Below are 22,037 nucleotides of genomic sequence, written 5' to 3'. Positions count from 1 at the left end.
TTGTGAACATAGTCTACCTTGAGAAAGGCAAAAGGCAAGAGGCAAGAGGCAAGAGACAAGAAAGTATATAGTAATTTTTGGGAATGGAAAGAACTGTGATCTTTTTTTACCATTCATTTGGAAATGCTATATCTGGTATAATATTGTGATTCGCGCACGGGCAAAAAGTAAGGCAGCTATGCTGAAGGAAAGGAGTAAGGTTGAATCGGAGATGGTTTTTTATCACTAATCATCCCGATATAATATCATTCATTGGTGAGAATCGCAACAAGGGCAAGAGGGGGAAGATCACCGAAGTTATAATTCTGTGATCTTCCTCTCCTCATCTAACAATAATTATGCCAAAAAATTATTTTATGCTCCGGCAAGCTTTGCTCTACCGCAGGCTTACAGAAAAACCCTAGACAAACACCTGATCGAAATTGTCGTTGAGAGTGCTAGCTTGAGTCGAACTCACCACAGCCAGGAGGTTTCCGCCGCTCGAGATTTCGGCACCATTATTACCATCCACGATGCTCAGCTGATTAGGATTGGCAACATCAAAGGTAGTTAGACCAAGCTGGAAGTTGTTGATAGTATCAAAGCCATTGCCGCTTTCGAGGACAATTATATCCTCACCACCCCCTAGGAAAAGGGTGTCGTTACCAGTACCACTATTAATGAAATCATCCCCAGAGCCAGAATAGATGACGTCATCACCAGAACCACCAAAGATTTCATTATTACCCTCACTGGCGAAAATGGTATCGTTACCGCTACCACCGCGAATCACATCCAGCTGTGAACCACCGTAGATCACGTCATTACCATCACCGCCGAGAAGGGTATTAATTCCCTCACTACCAAAGATTGTGTCATTGCCAGCCAAACCCTCAATCTGATCGTTTTCGACAGTGCCGAACAGGGTATCATCGTTTGATGTTCCCAAAATAAGATTGTCGTCAATATCTAAGTTGATGTTGAGATCAATTAAGCCTGTGCTGGAGAAAAAGCCATCAACAGCAATTTGGTAGGTTGTACCAGCGTTAACAGTAAATTGAACTGCGCTTTGAAAAGTAAAAATGTTATTGTTCAAGCTAAAGCTGTCATCATTACTGTCAATCTCTGTTAAGCTGTTAACTGCTGAACCGGTGTAGACTGCTAGGGTAGTGTCGTAGTTACTCCCAAAAGTGTCAATGGTCACGATACCATCAGCGGGAGCTGTCCAAGACCACCACGCAGAATTCAACTGGGGGTCAAATCGTGCATGATTCGGCTCACCTGGCTCCCCAGTGAAACCGACGTTAGTGCCTGTGGTACTAACTGATGTACCGTTTAAGAATACCCGGTCTGCAAAGTTATCATTAGAAACCATTGATGTTTGCTCCGTAATTAATGAATTGTCAGTTGCTATGTAATGCACACCTGGGTAGTATCTGAGGTTGTATCTGAAAACTGCTGTGTTTTTCAGCCTCTAATAGTTAATCAAGTTAAATTTTCCATTTTTATGAAAAAACGCCATTTTTGTAATAGTTCTTAATAAAATCCCTGGGGAGAAAAACCCTCATCAAAAATGCGCCTGAGTTAACTCAGACGCACTATGCTAATCAAATCATGATTTTATGCTCCGGCAAGCTTTGCTTTACCAGAGGCTTGTAGAAAAACCCTAGACAAACACGTCATTGAAATTGTCGTAGAGAGTACTAGCTTGAGTCGAACTCACCACAGCCAGGAGGTCTCCGCCGCTAAAGATTTCAGCACCATCCTGACCATCAACGATGCTCACCTGATTAGGATTGGCAACATCAAAGGTAGTTAGACCAAGCTGGAAGTTGTTGACGGTATCATATCCATTGCCGGTGTCGAGGACAATTCGATCCTCACCACCCCCTAGCCACAGGGTGTCGTAACCACTGCCACTGCGAATGTAATCATCGCCAGAGCCAGAATAGATGATGTCATTACCAGAACCACCATAGATTACATTATCACCCTCACTGCCGAAGATGGTATCGTTACCGCTACCACCGCTAATCACATCCAGCTGTGAACCACCGTAGATCAGGTCATTACCACTGCCACCGATAAGGGTATCAATTCCCTCACTACCAGAGATCGTGTCATTGCCACCGAAACCGTTAATATAATCGTTTCCGACAGTGCCAAACAGGTTATCATCACCTGCTGTTCCCGTGATATTATTGGTAGAATTCATTGATGTTTCCTCCTTAATAAGGAATCGTCAGTTGCTATGTAACCCACACCTCGGCTGTATCTGAAGTTACATCTGAGGTGGTGTCTGAGGCTGTATCTAAAAACTGCTGTGTTTTTCAGCCTCTAATGGTTAATCAAACTAAATCTGCCCTTTTTCTACAAAGGGCAGACTTTTTTAATATTTCTTAACAAAAGTCTAGGCAGACTAACCCTGATCAAAAATGCGCCTGAGTTCACTCAGACGCACTATGCTCATCAAGTAATGATTTTATGCTCCGGCAAGCTTTGCTCTACCGGAGGCTTGCAGAAAAATCCTAGACAAACACCTGATCGAGATTGTCGATCAGAGTGCTAGCTTGAGTCCAACTCACCACAGCCAGGAGGTCTCCGCCGCTCAAGATTTCGGCACCATTAGCACCATCAATGATGCTCAGCTGATTAGGATTGGTAACATCAAAGATAGTTAGACCAAGCTGGAAGTTATTGATAGTATCAAAGCCATTGCCGCTTTCGAGGACAATTAGATCCTCACCACCTCCTAGCCACAGGGTGTCGTTACCACTGCCACTATTAATCAAATCATTGCCAGAGCCAGAATAGATGATGTCATCACCAGCACCAGCAAAGATTTCATTATTACCCTCACTGGCGAAGATGGTATCATTACCGCTACCAGCATTAATAACATCCAGCTGTGAACCACCGTAGATCAGGTCATCACCAGCACCAGCAAAGATTTCATTATTACCCTCACTGGCGAAGATGGTATCATTACCGCTACCAGCATTAATAACATCCAGCTGTGAACCACCGTAGATCAGGTCATCACCAGCACCAGCAAAGATTTCATTATTACCTTCACTGGCGAAGATGGTATCGTTACCACTGCCACTATTAATCAAATCATTGCCAGAGCCAGAATAGATCAGGTCATCACCAGCACCAGCAAAGATTTCATTATTACCCTCACTGGCAAAGATGGTATCGTTACCGCTACCACCGCTAATCACATCCAGCTGTGAACCACCGTAGATCACGTCATTACCATCACCGCCGAGAAGGGTATTAATTCCCTCACTACCAAAGATAGTGTCATTGCCAGCCAAACCCTCAATCTGATCGTTTTCGACACTGCCGAACAGGCTATCATTGCCTGATGTTCCCAAAATAAGATTGTCGTCAATATCTAAGTTAATGTTGAGATCAATCAAGCCTGTGCTGAAGGAAAAGCCATCAACAGCAATTTGGTAAGTTGTACCAGCCGTAACTGTAAATACAACTTGGCTTTGCAAACCAAAGGTGTCATCATTACTGGCAATCTCTGTTAAGCTGTTAACTCCTGAACCGGTGTAGACTGCGAGGGTAGTGTCGTAGTTACTCCCAAAAGTGTCAATGGTCACGATTCCATCAGCGGCAGCTGTCCAAGACCACCACGCAGAATTTAACGGGCTGCTAAATTCTGCATGATTCGGCTCACCTGACTCCCCAGTGAAACCCACGTTAGTGCCTGTGGTACTAACTGATGTACGCTTTAAGAATATCCGGTCTGCAAAGTTATCATTAGAAACCATCAATGTTTGCTCCGTAATTAATAAATTCTCAGTTGTTATATAATGCACACCTGGGTAGTATCTGAGGCTGTATCTGAAAACTGGTGTGATTTTCAGCCTTTAATAATTAATCAAGTTAAAATTGCCCTTTTTCTGAAAAAAAACAATTTTTGTAATAGTTATTAATAAAATCTGTGGGTATAAAAATCCTCATTAAAAATGCGCCTGAGTTCACTCAAACACACCCAATCAGGTTACCCCTTAACTATAAGGATAGCGCTAGCAAAGACGCTATCTAAGGATTTTTTTTACCTTTGTTAGAGTTTTATTGAAATTTTACCGAATCTTCATTTTACCTTTCCGGTTTTTCATGGGTACTTAGTTTTGAATTAGGAAACGGCAAAGTCAGTTATTTTACGGCGTTCTAAGGTTTTAAAGGCAAGGACAATTTGTTGAGGTGAAATGCCTAGTTTTACCAGTTCGTTGGCGACTCCTTCTTCTGTGCCGTCTTGTTGAAGCCAAATTTTTTCGTTAATGATATCAATGTGAATCAAACTGCCGTAAATTCTTTGATTTTTGTGCCAACCTATTTCCATGAGGAGATAGTGATCTTTATTTTCGTCAATGATTAATTGAAGGTCGCTTTCGGGGTCATTTCCTAAAAATTCAACGTAGTCTTGTAAGACTTTGATAATGGCTTGTTTTAGATTAGTTTTGTTTAAGGTATCCATGTAATAACCTCCTCTTGATTTACGTCAAAGGTAAAAATTCGAATGATTTTATCTTCGATTAAAACTTGTCCTGCTTCTTCTTCAAACACTGATGCTCTCACATCTTCTGGAACAGCTAAATAGAGTTTTCTTTCGGGTTCGTAGCGTGCCAGTAGGTGTTCATACAAGACAAATTGACCCACTGCTTCCTCTAAATCTTTCATTTCTGATGCACTGCGGAAACTTTTGATTTCAACAGCAATTTTATGGACACCTTTTTCCGCCGCCATGAGTCGTTCTGCCCCTAAGTCAATATATAAATTCTTTTTTCTAGTGAGTTTTAAACGATAGGGATCGTGGGTGATTGTCCAACCGTCTTTTTGAAGGGCATTGCGTACAATATCATGATAGTAGTCACGAACTGGCATGGTTATTGATTTAATGATTAATTTATTTATCTTAATTTACTCTGACCATTACCGTTATGATTCGGGTATTCTTAAGTTAGCAAAAAGTGATTATCCAAGGGTCAAAAAGATTCTTCATAGATGCTATGATGAATATCAAGCTTATTTTCAAAAGGAAGTGCTCCTATTTACTAAACCATTAGCACCAGGGCTGAGGGTATTCAACCTGACTTGATATTATTCATGATGTCGCTTTTTACCCCAAAGTACACCTGACATTATATCTTTATTTATCGTGTTAAATTTTACATCTCAAATACGTAAGCATTCAGCTATCAGCGAACAGCGATTAGCGCTACGCGCACGCTACGCGAACAGCTAAAGGCTAAAGGCTAAAGGCCTGTGGTCACGCTACGGTAACAGTTTATGCCCATAGCGCACGCTACTTGAAAAATAAGCTGTTCGCGTAGCGTGAGCTTTTAGCTGACGGCTGACGGCTGACGGCTGAATGCTTACTCAAATACAAACGCTAAATCAAATTTTTACCGAATCTTGATTATACCTTTCCGGTGTTTCATGAATGGGCAAGTAAATACGTGATGCTTGCCAAGCTGGCACCAGCCATGACGATTATTTTTAAATAGCTTAAATAGTGTTTTGAGTAACTGCTACTGAGTAATAGTAAGAAATAGATATCTAGGTATACACGAGAATAATCCAAATAATACCCTAAGATAGTCATGCTAGTCATTGAAAATAGCACAGCATAAATAATTGCACTGATTAGGATAACCTTGTTTTGCCGCAGGGACTGACTTGCTAGCAGTATAGTGACTACAAAAGCTGCTATTAATAAGGCAAATGAGTAAGCTTCAAACAGGTTTTTTCCCCCTAGTCCTCCTGTGAGACTATCAATCAGCTTTTGACCTATGCCAAATAGAGGGTAGCCAAAATTTTCACTACCTTCTAGATTCTCTTGAGCCTCTAGACGATATAAAACATAGATAGCCCACCCAGCTACTGGTATCCAAGCCCATAATAGATGTTGCAGCTGCCGACCTTTGCGCTCCCATATACTGGTTAATAAAATTGCCAACCACATTAATAGCATTGTCTCCCGTGTCAGACAAGCAGCTGCGATGGTTATTGCTGTGTAAATCGGTTTTTCATTGCGATAAAAATAGATAGCTGTTACCAGCAGCAAGCTACTAATTAAATCAGCTGTTGAAAGGGATAAAACCATCCAAACTCCTGGTATAGAAAGAACCAGGAGTGAGGGCCAAGTTCTGCCACTATATCGTTTCAGATATAAACTACTCACAAATACTATCAGAATAATAGCTAGACAGTTAATGCCAACCATTGCGTAGGGAATTAACTGGGGATTCCCAAAACCTAATAGATAACCTAGCAGTGGATAAAGAATTCTTCTGTAGCGATATTGCGGAGGAGTAATGGCTTCTATTGTGCCTGAGTTTTCTAACCATGGATCCAGGGCAATACTCAAAAACTGTTGACCATCATATCCCTGCTCTCCCTGATACATCAATACTTTCTGACTATTTAGATAAGGAGAAATAGGGAATAGTGACCCAATTCTGAAAAAGCCAGTAATGTTCCCTTCAAATTTTACAAAATAAAATAAACTTACTATAAATAATACTAAAACAGCAGCCAATATTGTGTGCCTAATCTCAACCGGTTGGCGATTCCATAATTGTTTCATGACTTACATTTGTTTCATGACCTAATATCATTTTCTGTTGAACACTTATAATTAGTAGATAATAGGGAACAGGGAACAGGGAACAGGGAACAGGCGATGAGAAGGGAGATTACCTACAAGAAGGAAGCTAAGTTTTTTGATAACTGATTATATTAACATGATATAACCTACTATTCCCTTGATTACTAAACACTATAATTGCTGATACAATTAGCAAACAGTAAAAATGCGCCTGGTTAATTCCAGACGCAGGTAATCTTTGCAGCTGAGGATAAAAGAAATTAAATGAAATGAAATTAACCGAGTGCTTCAGCACCACCGACAACTTCCAGAATTTCCTGGGTAATAGCGGCTTGCCGTGCCTTGTTGTAGGTTAGGGTTAGTTTACCAGTCAGTTCCGATGCATTATCACTGGCATTACTCATTGCTGTCATCCGACAAGCCAGTTCACTAGCTGCTGATTCTTGTAAGGCCCGTAGTAACTGGTTGTTTAGATATAAAGGCAACAGGGCATCCAGGATTTGCACGGGGTCTTGTTCAAAAATCATGTCACGGGGGAAAGTCTCGGTACTTGTTCTTGTGACTACCTCCCGTTCCACCTTGAACTCACCACCTTTACTTGTCAATCTGAAGATTTCATCATCCTGTGATTCTAGTCCCTTAGCTGTTAGGGGTAGCAGGGTTTGAACCGCAGGTCGAGAACTAATCAATGAGACGAATTTGGTGTATATCAACTCCACCCGGTCTACGGTTTCAGACAGAAACAGGGAGAGGAGTTGGTCAGCAATCATAGATGCTTCTGATGCTGTGGGAATCTGTTCTAAACCGGTGTACTTGGCATCAATTGGCTGGTCGCGGCGTTGGAAGTACTGAATAGCTTTGCGTCCAACTAGCACGTATTTGTAGCCAACCCCTTTTTCCTGTAGTTCCTTTGCACGGTTTTCTGCACGCTTGATAACGTTAGTATTGTAACCGCCACATAGTCCTCGATCCGCTGAAACGACGAGCAAGCCTACATTCTTGATTTCCCGTTCTTTTAGTAGGGGGAGATTGGCATCTTCAAACTGCATCCGGTTTTGCAAACCGTAGAGAACTTGTGTTAAGCGGTCAGCAAAGGGACGGGTGGCAGTTACCTGTTGTTGAGCACGACGTACCTTAGCCGCAGCCACAAGGCGCATCGCTTCGGTGATTTTCCGGGTATTTTTGACTGACTTAATGCGATCGCGAATATCTTTTAGATTAGGCATAATCTGTTCAAGGATGACGGTTGTCTCGGCTTGAAGGTTGTCTGGTTGAAGGTTGAAGGTTGTCTGGTTGAAGGTTGAAGGTTGTCTGGTTGAAGGTTGAAGGTTGAAGGTTGTCTGGGTTCGCATAGCGTGGCCTTTAGGCCAAGGTTGTCTGGTTGTTCGCATAGCGTGGCCTTTAGGCCAAGGTTGTCTGGTTGTTCGCCTTTGGCGTTCGGGGTAGGCTAGGTTGACTGTGTTTTAGAGAACCTGCAACCTACTAACCTGCAACTTACTAACCTGCAACCTGCAACGGAAACTAACCTGCAACTGAAACTAACCTGCAACCTGCAACGGAAACTAACCTGCAACCTGCAACGGAAACTAACCTGCAACGGAAACTAATCTTTAACCTGTTAAGCGGAGACTAGGAAGGTCTGTTTGTATTCTGCGATCGCTTCCTTTAGAATGCTTTCGGCTTCATCAGTGAGCTTCTTCTCCTTTTTGATGATCTCAACGTACTCTGGCTTGCTGGTTTTCAAGTACTCCCGCAGTCCCTGAGTAAAAGTTGTCACCTTATCAGTAGGCACATCATCTAGATAGCCATTGAGTCCAGCGTAAACGATTGCCACTTGCTCAAACACAGCTAGGGGAGAATTCTGAGGTTGCTTCAACACTTCCCGTAAACGTTGACCCCGAGCCAACTGAGCTTGGGTAGCGGCATCCAAGTCGGAGGCAAACTGAGCAAAGGCTTGCAAGTCGTCAAACTGGGCTAGTTCTAGCTTCAATTTACCAGCCACTTTCTTCATGGCCTTGGTTTGGGCAGCAGAACCTACCCGTGACACTGAGATACCAGGGTTAATCGCTGGTCTGACACCAGAGTTAAATAGGTCAGAGGAGAGGAAGATTTGACCATCGGTAATAGAAATTACATTAGTCGGGATGTAAGCTGATACGTCACCAGCCTGAGTTTCAATAATAGGCAGTGCGGTCATACTACCACCACCCAGTTCATCATTCAGTTTAGCTGCCCGTTCCAACAAGCGGGAGTGGACGTAGAACACATCTCCTGGATAAGCTTCCCGTCCTGGTGGACGGCGCAGCAGTAGGGACATCTGGCGATAGGCTTGAGCTTGCTTAGACAAGTCATCATAAATGACTAGGGTTGCCTTACCGTTGTACATAAAGTACTCGGCAATCGAGGCACCGGTGTAGGGAGCCAAGAACTGTAGAGTAGCTGGGTCATTGGCATTCGCTGCCACGACCACAGTGTAGTCTAATGCTCCTTTTTCCTGGAGGGTATTCACCACTTGGGCTACCGTAGATGCCTTCTGACCAATAGCAACATAGACACAAATTACATCTTCCTGTTTCTGGTTGATGATTGTGTCTACAGCAATAGCAGTTTTCCCGGTTTGTCGGTCACCGATAATCAACTCCCGCTGACCGCGTCCAACGGGAATCATAGCGTCAATAGCGGTGATTCCCGTTTGCATGGGTTCACAAACTGAACGCCGCGCAATAATCCCTGGGGCCATGGATTCCACCAGACGGGATTCAGTGCTTTGAATGTCCCCCTTACCATCAATGGGACGACCCAAGCCATCAACTATCCGACCAATCAGTGCCTCTCCGACGGGTACCTGAGCAATTTTACCAGTAGCAGTAACCGAGCTACCTTCCTGGATATTTAAACCATCCCCCATCAGCACTGCACCCACATTGTCCTGTTCTAAGTTCTGGGCAATGCCAACGGTGCCATCTTCAAACTCCAGCAGTTCCCCAGCCATGCACTTTTCCAAGCCATAAATCCGGGCAATACCATCACCAACTTGCAAAACCGTTCCAACGTTGGAAACCGCAAAACCTTGGTTATATCCTTGAATTTGCTGCCGAATAATGCTGCTAATTTCGTCTGGTCTAATGCTAATCATGATTGGTTTTTATCGTTAACTAACTAATTGTTTACTGTTAACTATTAACTGTTTACTGTTGACTGTTGATTGTTGATTGTTTGTTGATTGTTTACTGTTGACTGTTCAAGGTTATTTCCCAAGGGGTTAATCTTTAAATTCCTAACCGAGCCTACTTCGGACGACTCAGGCGAACAACCAACTAACCTACCCTAAACCGAACGTCTTGGGCGAACAACCTGCTAACCTACCCTAAACCGAACGTCTTGGGCGAACAACCAACTAACCTACCCTTCGGGAACGCCAAAGGCGAACAACCAACTAACCTACCCTTCGGGAACGCCAAAGGCGAACAACTTACTAACCTTGAACCTGCTAACCTTCAACTGGTCAGAGCCATACCGATGCGACGGAGTTGTCCTTTTAGACTGGCATCAAATATCTGAGACCCGACTTTAATGATCACACCACCGATTACATCCGGGTCAATTTTTGTATCCAGTTCTACCTGATTGGCTCCCGTGAGGGACTTAACTTTCTCACGAACTGATTCTTGCTGAGCTTCAGAAAGTTCTATTGCTGAACTGACCTCAGCCAAAACAGTTTGATCTAAATCCCTGAGAAGTTCTTGGTACTTCAGGCAAATGCCTTCCAAAAACGCAATGCGCCCACGGTCTACTAGAATCCTTAAAAAATTCATGGTGTAGGGGTGAAGTTGGTCCCCAGCAATTTGTTGCAAGACCCCGATTTTATCCTCAGCTCTGACCACAGGAGAGCCTAAAAACTCTTGCAATTGTGGCGATTCTTTCAAAAGACTCAGCAGAGTATCTACATCCTCACTCAGTTTGCCTTTGAGTTCGTTATCGGACTTAGCCAAATCGAGCAACGCTTCTGCATAAGGTTCGAGTACTTGGCCACTCAAAAAACCACCTTTCATGAGCCACCTCCCAACAGAGCGATGTTGCGGTCAATTAATTGTTGTTGAGCGGAATTATCTAATGTATCTCTTAGTTGGGAATCAACCTTAGCCATTGCCATGGTAGCAACTCGCTGGCGTAGTTCGGCCATGGCTCGTTCCCTTTCCGAGTTCAAATCCTGAACTGCTGATTCTTTCATCCGTTCAATTTCTTGAGCCGAAGCGGCCAAAATTGCCTCTTTAGCTGCTTTAGCATTAACTTCTGCTGCAGCACGAATGTTTTCTGCTTCGACTTGGGCTTGAGCTAACTTCTGCTGTTGATCTGCTAAGGCTTCGGCTCCTTGTCTTTGACGAGCTTCTACTTCTTTAATTGCCTGTTCAATTTTTGAGCGTCGCTCACTCAAAACGTTTCCCACTAATTGGCGACCGAAGTAGTACAGTACCCCCAACAAAATACTCAGGTTGATTAGGTTGGTTTCAAGAATATTAAAGTTTAAGCCGAAACCACCTTCTCCATGAGCTTCTGTTGCCAATAATACTAAATTCCCCATCATATCCGTTTACAATTGTTTTGAACGCATAATCTTGCTAAGCTATGACCTGTCCACCTACTCTCAAGATAATTATCTCAAGACAATTATTTCAAGACAATTATCTCAAGACAATTATCTCAATATAATTAATAGTTTGACATAGTTTGACAGTACTCCCACATCGCCAATCTCTTAGGAGTTGTAGTAAATATATGGGTCAGGCGGTCAAGACGCCACCATTTATCTTACTAACGCTGGCCCTAACAATTTTTCTAAGATTTGGCGAGATAGATCATCGACTTGTTGTTCGAGGGAAGCCATTGCTTGCTGTTTTTGTTGATCAATTTCTTCTTGAGCTTTTGCTCGTTCAGCCTGAGCTTCTTGTTGGGCTTCAGCGATCGCTTGAGCTGCCATTTTTCTGGCATCTTCTTGGGCAGCAGCGATCACAGCTTGAGACTGCTTCCGGGCTTGACCCAACTGTTCTTCATACTCTTTAGCCATTTTTTCGGCTTTAGACAAGCGTTCTTTGGCATCAGATTCCTGATTCCGGATGTATTCGTCACGCTCATCCAGCGTTTTTGTGAGTGGCTTATAGAATATGGTATTTAATACAACTGTCAAAACCAGAAACTGCAATGCCATCAGAGGCAGAGTAGCATCAAAATCAAACATTTTTTACAAATCCCAAATCGGAATAAAACCGAACAATTCACCTTATCAGACCTACCATGTAGAGACGTTGCCTGCAACGTCTCTACATAAAGTATCAGGTTCTAAGAAAATGGGTTAGCAAACAGCAGTACCAGAGAAATTACCAGACCATAGATAGTCAGGGATTCCATGAATGCCAAGGTTAACAGCAGAGTACCGCGAATTTTTCCTTCAGCTTCCGGCTGACGAGCAATACCTTCTACAGCTTGACCAGCAGCGTTTCCTTGACCGATACCAGGGCCGATAGCAGCTAAACCGACAGCGAGAGCAGCAGCGACAACTGAAGCAGCAGCAACGATTGGATCCATGATGATTTTTCTTATCCGTGAGTAAAGAACAAAATAGAGAGCTACTAGTCAGAAGGATTCTCCTAAGGAGTCCTGAATTCCAACTATTCCTAATTTAAGGCTACCGTGCCATTCCCATCATAAGGTTATCCCTTAATGTTCTTCGCCTTCGACTTCTATTGCCTCGTGAATGTAGGCAGCTGCCAAGGTAGCGAAGACCAGGGCTTGAATTGCACTGGTAAATAGACCTAGCGCCATAATTGGCAACGGGATAAACAGAGGCACTAGCAGCACCAACACGGCTACTACCAGTTCATCTGCCAGAATATTGCCAAATAAACGGAAGCTTAGGGAGAGGGGCTTGGTGAAGTCTTCTAAAATCTTGATCGGCAAGAGGATTGGTATTGGCTGAATATAGCCAGCGAAGTAACCTAAACCCTTCTTGCTCAAACCAGCGTAAAAATACGCCAATGATGTTAGTAAGGCTAAAGCAACGGTGGTATTGATGTCATTGGTAGGAGCCGCCAGCTCACCAGATGGGAGCTCAATAATACTCCAAGGAATTAGGGCTCCTGACCAGTTTGACACGAAGATAAACAAAAACAGTGTACCGATAAAAGGTACCCAAGGGCGATATTCTTTTTCCCCCAGCTGGTTTTTCGCTAAATCCCTCAAAAATTCTAGGGCGTACTCCATCACATTTTGGATACCGCCAGGAACCATTTGGACATTTCGAGTTGCCGCAAGGGAAGCTACTACCAGAATAGCAATCACTACCCAGGAGGTGAGAAAAACCTGACCGTGTAATGTTAAATTGCCAATCCGCCAATAAAAGTGTTCACCAACTTCTAAGGAAGCAAGGGGTAAAGAATTCAGAACGTTTAAAGAATTTATCATTTCCATTCTGGAGATTTACCCAGATTTCTGTCAAGGGTGAAACGTCTGTTTATCCTACCAATAAATCCGACTTAAATAAATCTTACTTAGAGGTAGGATTTAGTAGGCTTTGCAGGATATAGACGATAATTGCGGCTTTGTACGTCAGAAACCCTAAAAATATAGGAAGTATTTGTAATTTTTGCCATTGACTGGCTACTACAATTATCCCAATAAAAACCGCAAACCGAGCCATGCTCGGACGCCTATTTTGTTGGCTTAGCCGCTCTACGTCTTTAGCCAACATTCTCAAGTAAACCATACCAGTACACGCCCCGATCAAATAATTTAAGGCAATGTTGAGGGAGTAAACCAGCCACACAGAGATGAAAATAATCCCTGTCGCGACTAGGGTGACCAACAACAGAGTTTGTTTGAGTTGGTAATACTCCTGCATTGACGAACTCGTTGAAGGGGACAAGTAACTTGTTTGCGTGTTTTCCTCCATGGTCAATGGTTTCTCAAGAGGGTCATCTGACAAGTTCACCGGTAGCAGCAAATGCTAGTCCAGTCATCTGGCTTGTTTTCACAAACCAGAGGTAATCATATCATGGGAAAGGTCACAATACTTAACAAATCTGGTAGAAAAATAACTAATCCCTCGGAAGTGCGGTATAAGTAAGGGTTTCGGCTGACAGGGTGATGATAAATGGGGCAAGGGATGGGTGCATGTAACCCATAGGTAGCGACTACACAAACTAAGCTTGCAGACTTAGGGCTCACCACACGGATGATTTTCTGTGAGTCCTTGAGGTGCGCACTTGGTGTGTATAGCGCCACCCTTGAGGGGGCGGGTGGCTAGTGCTAGACGGTGATTGACTGACTTTACTCGTAAAACCCTTGATTTTAGATAGGCAGCGGTGGAGCGGTAGCGAAACCCAACATTGGCAATGGTTTTGTTGGGTTTCGCTATTGAGATCCTGATGCGTTCGCGTAGCGGCTCGTACCGAGCATCACGTTTAACGGAAGGATATCTCATTTGGCATCCTTCTTAGGAAGGATCTCGCAACTAGCGAGAGGCAACAAAGGTACCACCCAACAAAAATATTGGTTAAATATCACTGAATTGAACTGAATAAATACGGACATGGTCAGCAAAGCACTAGTATAGATTCCAATTTGTCGCTTCATGGCAGTCAGAAATACTAGACTCATTACCAACACCATTGGCAACTTCGCTTTGATACCAACGAAATCAGGATTTGACAATGTAATTAACCCATCTAAGGAAGGAGCATTAACATGTCCGTCTGGATTTCTAGTGGCTGAAAATAGAATCGATTTAAAGAACCCTTCTGTATTCCATAAAATAAATGGTAGTGACGTGATCCCAGGGATAACAAGTATTAACAATAAAGCGATGAAGGTATCCTTGACAGGATTATCATCTGATGATTGCCAAGCCCAAATCAGATAAAGTGGTACTAAAAATATAGCAATTTGTTTAATCCCTAAAGACAAGCTAAACATCAAGAAAGCTGTGGACTTGTGTTTCGGCAGTAACATCAGGGAAAGAATCAGAAAAAATATGGCTAGGAAATCTAAGTTAGCGTCGATACTAACATAAAGTGTCCATCGGTTTAGTAACCAAAATAAAGCAGCAAACCAGCCAAAAATAAATAATTTATGGTTAGACAAATGATAGAAAATTAAACCAGCAATCCCGATATTAACCATTAAAAATATCGGTTGCCATAGGGAAATCCAGTCTGAGTAGTCTTGGAACCCCAATAATTGAGTTAATGCTGAAAGCCAATAAAAAAGGGGGAAATAGGTAGCATACTTCTGATTCTCTCTCATATTTCCCGATAAGACTCTAGCGTAGGGATTTTCCCCCGATAAAATTCGCTTTCCTTCTACCCAGCTATAGTAAATATCATGTCCCTCAGTGTTATAGTTCCAAACTTGTAAAACTTTGACATTAATGACAACACCGACAACAGCGATTAAAATTAGACAGATAATTACTAAACTCTTTCTTTGACTCATTATCATCTTCCTTCTTGGTTATTCGTTAATTAACAATTAACGAATAACCTTCAATGATAAGTATTCAATCGAACTTGAGCTCACGCTTTACTTTTTCAGGACGCCCCATCCCAGCTGTGATGGCATAACTTTGAGCCAACAACTGTAACCAAAGCCGTGGATAACGCTTTTCAAGCCAGGGCTGTAACCGTCGAACTAGACTGGGAAACCAACCTTTGAGCAACCCGCTGACAAAGGCATTGCTAGTAAAACTTAAGTAACTGCCTACCCAAAGCAAGAAATCCTTAGCACCAGCCATTTCCCAAATCCAGGGGATGAGGGCAGGGTTTCGCCGAGCTGCTTTGAGTGCCAGTCGATTAAAGGTTAACCAACTGAAACGGTCTTTAATAAACGTATCTGATACCTCCGGTGGTTCATCTGCCAACAACCCAAAGAAGGTATTGAGCATGGCGTTAATCCGCTGGGGTGGTAGATGACGACCTGTTGGTACCATCATCCCCTGGGAAAAGAGCCAGGTCACAGCAATATTACTTTGATAGGCGCGAATTTGATTTAAATCCTTAGCACTCAAAAGATTGTGCCGCAAGGCAGTGTCCAAGAGATCGGTTAAGCGATAGAGGTTACGCACTAAGGAACCGAAGCCAGTGAACACCAAGGGGGACTGAAGGGAAGCAGCATCACCAATGGCAACCAGTCGGTCAAAGGCCACAATGCGATCGCGACTTCCCACCGTAAAATGTCCGGGAATATACCCAAAGGTTGGTTTCTTCCACACCAATTTTTCTATATCACATCGGCGGTATTCCGGTAAGATAGTAAAGAAATCTTCATACATTTCTAATAAAGAGCCGGGATTCTCAGGATGTATCTGATGGTAATGGAACAAATAAATTGTCAATTCCTCACCTGCACCAGGGAACAACTCCCAAATCAGCTGACGTCCCCGGGAAATATCCCCATGACTATTGAGAACATCACCATAATCGGGATCCCACACCTGAGGCTCTAATCCCTCAATCACAGCCCCCACCGTGGGACAGACACTATTAAACGCCCTACCCCCATTGAGCTGCCAAGCAATTGGTGAAGCCGTTCCCATGGCATCCACCAACAGACGACCACTCACTTGTCGGTGAGATTTAGTCGGTAAGTGTTGCACTTCCACCACAACTTCCTCTGGGGTGATAGTTGCTTGGATAAACTCTGTCTCATCCCAGATTTCTCCCCCAGCACTCTTGAGCTTTTTCCCACACAGTTGCAAAAATTTAGCAGAATCAATGGCGATATTGAGCACCCTTGGCGTGTGCAAGATGGCTGCTTTCAAGTGGGGTGGGTTGTTGCTATCAAAGAACTTATTGAATCCATCAACGTATTCCCTAGCAATAATCCCTTCAAACTCAGTAGGGGTAAATAAACCCAAATCAATCAGGCTTTGAAACTCATCCCGTGAAATATTCCATTCCCGGTTCATCCGCCCAAAGGTTAACCGCTCAATCAGCAATACCCGATAACCCCGCTGCGCCATTGTTGCAGCATGGATCACTCCCAAGGCACCACCGATGTAGATTACGTCGTACTTAGGGGTTGAAGGTTGAAGGTTAGATGGTTGAAGGTTAGATGGTTGAAGGTTAGATGGTTGAAGGTTAGATGGTTGAAGGTTAGATGGTTGAAGGTTAGTTGATTGAAGGTTAGTTGGTTGAAGGTTAGTTGGTTGAAGGTTAGATGGTTGAAGGTTAGTTGGTTGAAGGTTAGATGGTTGAAGGTTAGTTGGTTGAAGGTTAGATGATTTAAGGTTAGTTGGTTGAAGGTTAGATGGTTGAAGGTTAGTTGGTTGAAGGTTAGTTGGTTGAAGGTTGTTTTGAGAACCTTCAACCTTCAACTGGCCAACCTTCAACTGTTGAGAACCTTCAACCTGCAACTGGCCAACCTTCAACTGTTGAGAACCTTCAACCTTCAACTGGCCAACCTTCAACTGTTGAGAACCTTCACCCTTCAACTGGCCAACCTTCAACTGTTGAGAACCTTGGCCTTTCGGCCACGCTACGGGAACACTCTTCAACCCCTTAAACACTACCTGCTTGGGCTGCTGGGGGTTCCGAACCCCCTCACGCCAGCGCTTTTCCCACCAATAAACTCGATTAAGGTCATATTCTCCTCTAGGCATTTTCCGGAAAAAGTGCACAGTCTGAGGATAATAGGGTGCTAATGCTTCAAAGATGGTTTGCTCAGATAAATCTACATCCGGTGGTTCTGGATAGTGGTAGGGGAATTGGTCCCGAAGACTCTGGGTGAGCTGTCTTAGAATTAGCTTTTCGCCGCTCAGGGGCTTTTCGGACCAACGAAAGGCTTTGAGGTAGGTGGTTCGCTGCACGGACCAGACAAAAATCGAGATTTCTGGAATCAAAGAAACTACAACTGTAGTCTTGTGATTAGAATTCTCATCAGGAGTAGTCTCCCATTGCAGACGGATACCATCCGGCGTGATTATCTTATCCCCGAGCTTAGGCTGCCATTCCTGTTGCAACCAGTGGCAGACAGTCTTTGTGTCTGGAGTAGGGATTTCTACGTACAGAATCTCTTTCATAGGGGTTATGTGATCACAAATGTCATTAAGAGGAGAGACGGAGGTAATCAGTGCTGAAAATACGCTAAGCTTCCAAGTATCGACTTGTTTAATATTCGTAAAAATACTTTACATTGATTTCAGTTTAGTTATAGTCAAGGGTGCCCTTGTTTGTTAGGTATGAATTATCCCATTCCAGCCAGTCCACAAGAAATAGTCGCCCTACGTCAACAACCGGTTGATGAAGAACTGGTGGTAGTGGCGATTGCTGGTGTCATTCACATTGCTCGTCAAGAGGGACAGTCCCTTGACGATTTAACTGCCGAAGTCTTAGCAGAAGACGATTGGCTTGATCACTCACAAAGAGTATTACTCAATGACCTGGTTGTCCAAGCCTGGGAGAGTCTGCCTGAATTGGAATGGCAGGCGTCTTAAACTCAAGCCAAGCTGGTGATCGTAATTGCTACGACTCAAGCTATAACGCATCTACCTTTTTGATCATTGATTGCCATTGATTGGCAAATTAACCCCAGGCTGACCCATTCCTATTTTTAGAAAACTACTCCTGAGTCAAACTAGATCTTCAACAGAACCGATCAATTCCTATTCCCCTTGCCTAGTAGCTTGATCACGCTCTCGTAGCTGCAAGAGAATTTGGGCATGAAATTCCTTGGTGATGGGATAGAAGTAAGCCAGTACTATACCACCAATCAAGAATAGGGTTGGCAATGGTCCAATAGCGATACGGATGGCTAGCAGTGCCGAATCAGGTTGGGTGGGGACTGGTTGCCCAGCAGTAGATGAGATGAATCCTGACCACTCTAGGACAATACCGACTAAAAACAGTCCTAGGGCTAAACCAAGTTTTTGCAGCAAAACCATGAAGCCATAAAATATCCCTTCCCGACGCTGACCTGTGGTCAATTCATCAAGTTCAATCACATCGGGCACCATCGACCAGGGGATCAGATAAGCCACAGAAACCCCAAAACCAGCCATAACAGCTAAACAGTACATTAAGGCCACTTGACCAGGTTGTAGCAAAAATAGACCAACTTGAGCGATAACCCAGATACTAGTGCCCATAAAGTAAGCGGTTTTTTTGCCCAATCGCTCACTGACCATCTTCCAGAAAAACAGCATTAATAAGGCAGTACCTTGAACCGCAAGGGCGACTAAGGGAAAGGTAGACTCGGGCAATCCCATCCAATTGACTACGAAGTAAAGCAGGATAGAACCGATTAACTGGACACCTAACCAGGAACACAGGTAAATGCCAATCACATATAGAAAAGGCTGGTTACTGAATACAATCCGCAGTTGCTCAAAAAAAGATAAGGAGGCTGAAGTGTCAGCTTCAGAGCGCTCTGTGAAAGCAGAGCTATCTTTCAGGTGGGGTTCTGGGGTAGAAAATATCAGAGTTATACCAAAGACGGTAATTAGTAAACCAAGAAGACTGAGAAAGATACCAGTGATATCAGGGTTGCTAGTGGCACCCAATAATTGGGCAGTCACTGGGATAATCCGGGCAATGCCATAGAAAAATGATAGGGGTCCAATTAGGGTGAGCAGAGTTCCTACAGTCTTTTTCTGCTGAGTTCCCAATATAGGCTGTGCACCTCGTTCTTGGATGCGCAGCACACACCACAATATCGGCACCACCGCCAGCAAGGTGGTGACTAACCCTAGCACTAGATATTGCTGACCACTATCACCGGCATAGGCACTAAAAATTAATCCCCCTAGAACTAAGGTTAGGATGCTGCCACCGATGGAAAAGGTAAAGCGAAAGCTGTTGAGGCTAGTGCGTTCGTTGTAGTCTTGGGTGAGTTCTGGGGTTAGGGCGGTGTAGGGTAGGTTAACTGCAGTGTAGGCAATGTTGAACAGAATAGCAATCAGAAGGTAGTAGCTAAACAGCAACCAGTTATTAATGGTATTGTTATTACTGAAGTGGGGGACAATCCACTGTAAGAAAAACAGAACACCAAACGGAATTGCCCCAAAGAGCATCCAGGGAATGCGACGCCCCCAACTAGAACGAGTGCGATCGCTCATAATCCCAACCATGGGATCATTGATGGCATCGGAAACTTTGCCAATCATCAGAATGCTCCCTGCCAAACCGGCTGGTAAACCAGCCACATTGGTTAAAAATGGCAGGAGGTAAAAGACTAAGAGATTGGCGGTCATGGCTGGACCCATATCTCCAGCACCATAAGCTAGTTTGGTGGTAAAGTTAAGCTTTTCGAGTCCACCGGAGACTTGGGCAGGATTACTGGCATCAGAACTAGAAACATCAGTCATAACCGATAAGATAATTTAGCTAGGCAATGTGGTGATCGGGATTTTTTTAGCAAAACGAATCACTCATAAGCCATTTCTAACATTAGACTTCTTGTATAAGTAGGGAAATTCCGAACTTGGGAAATTCGGAACAACGGCTGGTAATGGTCGAATAGTTTTCGACTTTTGCTAATGGTCGATTCCCTGACCAATACCTAACCAATATCAATTGCGCGAACTATGTCAGAACTTTACGTCTCCTGGTCAGAGTACTATGAAAAAATCGAACGGCTAGCTGTCAAAGTCTATCAAGCCGATTGGGATTTCAACCAAATTGTCTGTATTGCTAAGGGAGGATTACGGGTTGGTGATCTCCTCTGCCGCATTTACAATCAGCCCTTAGGGATTCTGTCTGCTGCTTCCTATACCGGACCAGACAATCGGATCCGAGAACCGATTACGTTTTCGAGCCACCTGGCGATGACGACGGCAAAATTAGGTACTCGGATCCTGTTGGTGGATGATTTAGTGGATTCTGGTATTAGTCTACGAGAGGGGATTAAATGGCTTTATAGTCATTATGGTACAGAAATTGAGGAGATTCGTACTGCTGTAATCTGGTATAAAGCCTGTTCTGGGATTGCTCCTGATTACTATGTGGATTATTTGCCAGATAATCCTTGGATTCATCAGCCTTTTGAACCGTATGAGTCCATGAGTCCAGCTGATTTGGCTCAAACCTATTTAATTAGAGAAGTGTGATCCGATCAGCACAGAGGGAGCAGAGGAACCAGAGGGGGCACAGAAATAATAGTTGAAAGTAACCTAGGACTGAACAGAAGTGATATAATATCGAGACTCGACTACCTTGCTCTACTCAAGCTAGCAGAATTGGAGATTTTCCCAGTAAATGCGATCGCTTTCTGGGGGGAAAGACTGGATAGTTTGGAAATTCTGATCCTAGAGGCAAGTGAGTACGATTTCGCTTTTCGCAGTACCCCAAGGGGCAATCCCATGGGGAATTGTGATTGACTTAGCTATGACTCATAGCCCTCAAAATGCAATTTTAGGGCTATACAAAGGCAGACGCTTAATTTGGCTGGCCTGAGGCTAGGCTAGCCATAAAAATTTATGGCTTCTGACTCAATCGTGCCGAATTGGCATCATACTATTGGTTAGGCTATCACTGGATAGAGAGGTGACAAGCCATAATCTGATCTACGTAAATACTGGAACAAAATACCTAGAACAAATGGAAATGTCAACAGTAGAACAAACAGAACAAACGGAAATGTCCACAAACCCTGAACCAGAAAATAAGAAAGAAAATAAGAAAGGGTTACGAGGAACCCCAGCCCAAGCTACAACTCGTCTGCTGCTACACTTGTGGGATCTAGGGGGCTCAAAGCAGGAGGTGAAAAGAAAAGACTTAAGTGATACAGTGAAACTGAATAATGAGAGGTCTGGTGATTATACTGACATCTTTAAAAAATTGGAAACAGACGGGACGATCAAGAAAACAAAAAAAGCCCGAATCGAGTATGTGTTTTTGACAGAGCAAGGCTTGGAAGTGCTAGACGCTGGCATCAAAAGCGCTGATTTTGAGTTTGATGGTAGTCTGGTCAGAGCCAAGGATGTCAAGGCTGTTCTAAATTGGATTAGAGAGAGAAGCTCAGTGGCTAAGGTCGTTGACGCAGGCGCTGATGCTGGGAAAACTGGGGAAAATGCGATCGCTTCTTATGAAACCTTTGAGTCGGTGGTCTTGGAGGTCTACGACAAGCTAAATCAGGACTATAACCTTGATGACCTTGTACCGATTTATCGGATTAGACGGGAAATTGGGGATAGTGTCAGTCGTTCCCAGTTTAATGAGTGGTTGTTAGAGATGCAGGCTAAGGATATTTTACAACTCCAAGGCGGTAGCTTACCGGATAGCGATCCATCCCAAATCGAAGATTCTATCACAACAGAAGTGAGTGGATTACGCTGCTATGCTAAGCGGCTATAATCCTAGGCTGGCCTGGTTATTGTAATAAATCTCTGTTGACTGTTTGTAGCGTTTCCTCACACCAAAATGACTAACAGTTGATCATGACT

23 protein-coding genes are annotated in these 22,037 nt (G+C 43.6%); 5 read left to right on the top strand and 18 right to left on the bottom strand.

Annotation, left to right across the window (positions count from 1 at the left end):
* Positions 1-400 precede the first annotated feature (400 nt).
* From F6J90_RS41580 to F6J90_RS41560, 5 genes are all read right to left on the bottom strand, one after another.
* Positions 401-1,354 carry a calcium-binding protein gene (locus F6J90_RS41580; RefSeq protein WP_293108240.1) on the bottom strand — a complete coding sequence of 318 codons (954 nt, stop codon included), beginning with the start codon at positions 1,352-1,354 and terminating at the stop codon, positions 401-403.
* 291 nt (positions 1,355-1,645) lie between these two features.
* Positions 1,646-2,194, bottom strand: a complete 549-nt coding sequence (locus tag F6J90_RS41575; protein ID WP_293108237.1) for a calcium-binding protein — start codon at positions 2,192-2,194, stop codon at positions 1,646-1,648.
* A gap of 313 nt (positions 2,195-2,507) precedes the next feature.
* Positions 2,508-3,764 carry a calcium-binding protein gene (locus F6J90_RS41570; RefSeq protein ID WP_293108234.1) on the bottom strand — a complete coding sequence of 419 codons (1,257 nt, stop codon included), beginning with the start codon at positions 3,762-3,764 and terminating at the stop codon, positions 2,508-2,510.
* A gap of 368 nt (positions 3,765-4,132) precedes the next feature.
* The gene (locus F6J90_RS41565; protein ID WP_008181118.1) at positions 4,133-4,474 is read right to left on the bottom strand and encodes a XisI protein; all 342 of its coding nucleotides are present in this window, start codon (positions 4,472-4,474) and stop codon (positions 4,133-4,135) included.
* Positions 4,462-4,881 carry an element excision factor XisH family protein gene (locus F6J90_RS41560; protein ID WP_293108232.1) on the bottom strand — a complete coding sequence of 140 codons (420 nt, stop codon included), beginning with the start codon at positions 4,879-4,881 and terminating at the stop codon, positions 4,462-4,464. The genes F6J90_RS41565 and F6J90_RS41560 overlap by 13 nt, the downstream gene beginning before the upstream one ends.
* Here F6J90_RS41560 and F6J90_RS43960 point away from each other — a divergent pair.
* Entirely contained in the window at positions 4,880-5,095 is a 216-nt protein-coding gene (locus tag F6J90_RS43960) for a T3SS effector HopA1 family protein (protein WP_366514009.1), read from the top strand. The genes F6J90_RS41560 and F6J90_RS43960 overlap by 2 nt on opposite strands.
* Positions 5,096-5,434: 339 nt before the next feature.
* On the opposite strand, the gene F6J90_RS41555 is transcribed toward F6J90_RS43960, so the two are convergent.
* The 12 genes from F6J90_RS41555 to F6J90_RS41500 all read right to left on the bottom strand — a co-directional run bounded on the left by F6J90_RS41555 (position 5,435) and on the right by F6J90_RS41500 (position 17,678).
* Positions 5,435-6,586: an AZOBR_p60025 family cell surface glycopolymer formation protein gene (locus F6J90_RS41555; protein WP_293108229.1), complete on the bottom strand. Its 1,152-nt coding sequence runs from the start codon at positions 6,584-6,586 to the stop codon at positions 5,435-5,437.
* Between the two features lie 296 nt (positions 6,587-6,882).
* Positions 6,883-7,833 carry a F0F1 ATP synthase subunit gamma gene (locus tag F6J90_RS41550; protein ID WP_293108305.1) on the bottom strand — a complete coding sequence of 317 codons (951 nt, stop codon included), beginning with the start codon at positions 7,831-7,833 and terminating at the stop codon, positions 6,883-6,885.
* Positions 7,834-8,225: 392 nt separating this feature from the next.
* Complete coding sequence (atpA, locus tag F6J90_RS41545; protein ID WP_293108226.1) at positions 8,226-9,743, bottom strand: F0F1 ATP synthase subunit alpha; 1,518 nt, start codon at positions 9,741-9,743, stop codon at positions 8,226-8,228.
* Positions 9,744-10,104: 361 nt separating this feature from the next.
* The gene (gene atpH / locus F6J90_RS41540; RefSeq protein WP_293108224.1) at positions 10,105-10,659 is read right to left on the bottom strand and encodes an ATP synthase F1 subunit delta; all 555 of its coding nucleotides are present in this window, start codon (positions 10,657-10,659) and stop codon (positions 10,105-10,107) included.
* The gene (locus F6J90_RS41535) at positions 10,656-11,189 is read right to left on the bottom strand and encodes a F0F1 ATP synthase subunit B (protein ID WP_293108302.1); all 534 of its coding nucleotides are present in this window, start codon (positions 11,187-11,189) and stop codon (positions 10,656-10,658) included. The genes atpH and F6J90_RS41535 overlap by 4 nt, the downstream gene beginning before the upstream one ends.
* A 222-nt stretch (positions 11,190-11,411) precedes the next feature.
* A complete protein-coding gene (locus tag F6J90_RS41530; RefSeq protein WP_293108221.1) occupies positions 11,412-11,843 on the bottom strand; it encodes a F0F1 ATP synthase subunit B' in 432 nt (143 codons plus the stop codon).
* A gap of 101 nt (positions 11,844-11,944) precedes the next feature.
* Positions 11,945-12,190 (bottom strand): ATP synthase F0 subunit C, encoded by a 246-nt coding sequence (atpE, locus tag F6J90_RS41525; RefSeq protein ID WP_008181101.1) that lies wholly within the window; start codon positions 12,188-12,190, stop codon positions 11,945-11,947.
* A gap of 132 nt (positions 12,191-12,322) precedes the next feature.
* Complete coding sequence (gene atpB / locus F6J90_RS41520) at positions 12,323-13,072, bottom strand: F0F1 ATP synthase subunit A (RefSeq protein WP_293108218.1); 750 nt, start codon at positions 13,070-13,072, stop codon at positions 12,323-12,325.
* A 76-nt stretch (positions 13,073-13,148) separates the two neighbouring features.
* A complete protein-coding gene (locus F6J90_RS41515; protein ID WP_293108299.1) occupies positions 13,149-13,502 on the bottom strand; it encodes an ATP synthase subunit I in 354 nt (117 codons plus the stop codon).
* A gap of 315 nt (positions 13,503-13,817) precedes the next feature.
* The gene (locus tag F6J90_RS41510) at positions 13,818-14,084 is read right to left on the bottom strand and encodes a hypothetical protein (RefSeq protein ID WP_293108216.1); all 267 of its coding nucleotides are present in this window, start codon (positions 14,082-14,084) and stop codon (positions 13,818-13,820) included.
* Positions 14,081-15,094 (bottom strand): hypothetical protein, encoded by a 1,014-nt coding sequence (locus tag F6J90_RS41505; RefSeq protein ID WP_293108213.1) that lies wholly within the window; start codon positions 15,092-15,094, stop codon positions 14,081-14,083. Before F6J90_RS41505 ends, F6J90_RS41510 begins: the two co-directional genes overlap by 4 nt.
* Positions 15,095-15,158: 64 nt before the next feature.
* Positions 15,159-17,678, bottom strand: coding sequence for a hypothetical protein (locus tag F6J90_RS41500; RefSeq protein WP_293108211.1), 2,520 nt, complete (start codon positions 17,676-17,678; stop codon positions 15,159-15,161).
* Positions 17,679-17,837: 159 nt separating this feature from the next.
* Here F6J90_RS41500 and F6J90_RS41495 point away from each other — a divergent pair, with 159 nt between their 5' ends.
* Entirely contained in the window at positions 17,838-18,092 is a 255-nt protein-coding gene (locus F6J90_RS41495) for a hypothetical protein (protein ID WP_293039139.1), read from the top strand.
* Positions 18,093-18,260: 168 nt separating this feature from the next.
* Here F6J90_RS41495 and F6J90_RS41490 read toward each other — a convergent pair whose 3' ends face one another.
* Positions 18,261-19,961 (bottom strand): MFS transporter, encoded by a 1,701-nt coding sequence (locus tag F6J90_RS41490; RefSeq protein WP_293108209.1) that lies wholly within the window; start codon positions 19,959-19,961, stop codon positions 18,261-18,263.
* A gap of 219 nt (positions 19,962-20,180) precedes the next feature.
* Between F6J90_RS41490 and F6J90_RS41485 the strand changes: the two genes are divergently transcribed.
* From F6J90_RS41485 to F6J90_RS41475, 3 genes are all read left to right on the top strand, one after another.
* Entirely contained in the window at positions 20,181-20,702 is a 522-nt protein-coding gene (locus F6J90_RS41485; protein ID WP_293108206.1) for a phosphoribosyltransferase family protein, read from the top strand.
* Positions 20,703-20,831: 129 nt separating this feature from the next.
* A complete protein-coding gene (locus F6J90_RS41480) occupies positions 20,832-20,972 on the top strand; it encodes a hypothetical protein (protein ID WP_293108204.1) in 141 nt (46 codons plus the stop codon).
* Positions 20,973-21,138: 166 nt separating this feature from the next.
* Positions 21,139-21,948 (top strand): hypothetical protein, encoded by an 810-nt coding sequence (locus F6J90_RS41475; RefSeq protein ID WP_293108201.1) that lies wholly within the window; start codon positions 21,139-21,141, stop codon positions 21,946-21,948.
* The last annotated feature ends 89 nt before the right edge of the window (positions 21,949-22,037 follow it).

It is taken from the genome of Moorena sp. SIOASIH (genome assembly GCF_010671925.1).
Lineage (GTDB): Bacteria > Cyanobacteriota > Cyanobacteriia > Cyanobacteriales > Coleofasciculaceae > Moorena.
The sequence above is the reverse complement of the archived record's forward strand: the minus strand, read 5'-3'. Positions and strand labels throughout refer to the sequence as shown.

Bases quoted from the DNA above. Each gene is read 5' to 3' on its own strand.
- F6J90_RS41535 (WP_293108302.1), bottom strand. From the start codon at position 11,189: ATGGGGAATTTAGTATTATTGGCAACAGAAGCTCATGGAGAAGGTGGT.
- F6J90_RS41485 (WP_293108206.1), top strand. From the start codon at position 20,181: ATGTCAGAACTTTACGTCTCCTGGTCAGAGTACTATGAAAAAATCGAA.
- atpB (WP_293108218.1), bottom strand. From the start codon at position 13,072: ATGGAAATGATAAATTCTTTAAACGTTCTGAATTCTTTACCCCTTGCT.
- F6J90_RS41495 (WP_293039139.1), top strand. From the start codon at position 17,838: ATGAATTATCCCATTCCAGCCAGTCCACAAGAAATAGTCGCCCTACGT.
- atpE (WP_008181101.1), bottom strand. From the start codon at position 12,190: ATGGATCCAATCGTTGCTGCTGCTTCAGTTGTCGCTGCTGCTCTCGCT.
- F6J90_RS41490 (WP_293108209.1), bottom strand. From the start codon at position 19,961: ATGACTGATGTTTCTAGTTCTGATGCCAGTAATCCTGCCCAAGTCTCC.
- F6J90_RS41505 (WP_293108213.1), bottom strand. From the start codon at position 15,094: ATGAGTCAAAGAAAGAGTTTAGTAATTATCTGTCTAATTTTAATCGCT.
- F6J90_RS41530 (WP_293108221.1), bottom strand. From the start codon at position 11,843: ATGTTTGATTTTGATGCTACTCTGCCTCTGATGGCATTGCAGTTTCTG.
- F6J90_RS41510 (WP_293108216.1), bottom strand. From the start codon at position 14,084: ATGAGATATCCTTCCGTTAAACGTGATGCTCGGTACGAGCCGCTACGC.
- F6J90_RS41500 (WP_293108211.1), bottom strand. From the start codon at position 17,678: ATGAAAGAGATTCTGTACGTAGAAATCCCTACTCCAGACACAAAGACT.
- F6J90_RS41555 (WP_293108229.1), bottom strand. From the start codon at position 6,586: ATGAAACAATTATGGAATCGCCAACCGGTTGAGATTAGGCACACAATA.
- F6J90_RS41515 (WP_293108299.1), bottom strand. From the start codon at position 13,502: ATGCAGGAGTATTACCAACTCAAACAAACTCTGTTGTTGGTCACCCTA.
- F6J90_RS41560 (WP_293108232.1), bottom strand. From the start codon at position 4,881: ATGCCAGTTCGTGACTACTATCATGATATTGTACGCAATGCCCTTCAA.
- atpH (WP_293108224.1), bottom strand. From the start codon at position 10,659: ATGAAAGGTGGTTTTTTGAGTGGCCAAGTACTCGAACCTTATGCAGAA.
- F6J90_RS43960 (WP_366514009.1), top strand. From the start codon at position 4,880: ATGGTTATTGATTTAATGATTAATTTATTTATCTTAATTTACTCTGAC.
- F6J90_RS41575 (WP_293108237.1), bottom strand. From the start codon at position 2,194: ATGAATTCTACCAATAATATCACGGGAACAGCAGGTGATGATAACCTG.
- atpA (WP_293108226.1), bottom strand. From the start codon at position 9,743: ATGATTAGCATTAGACCAGACGAAATTAGCAGCATTATTCGGCAGCAA.
- F6J90_RS41550 (WP_293108305.1), bottom strand. From the start codon at position 7,833: ATGCCTAATCTAAAAGATATTCGCGATCGCATTAAGTCAGTCAAAAAT.
- F6J90_RS41565 (WP_008181118.1), bottom strand. From the start codon at position 4,474: ATGGATACCTTAAACAAAACTAATCTAAAACAAGCCATTATCAAAGTC.
- F6J90_RS41570 (WP_293108234.1), bottom strand. From the start codon at position 3,764: ATGGTTTCTAATGATAACTTTGCAGACCGGATATTCTTAAAGCGTACA.
- F6J90_RS41580 (WP_293108240.1), bottom strand. From the start codon at position 1,354: ATGGTTTCTAATGATAACTTTGCAGACCGGGTATTCTTAAACGGTACA.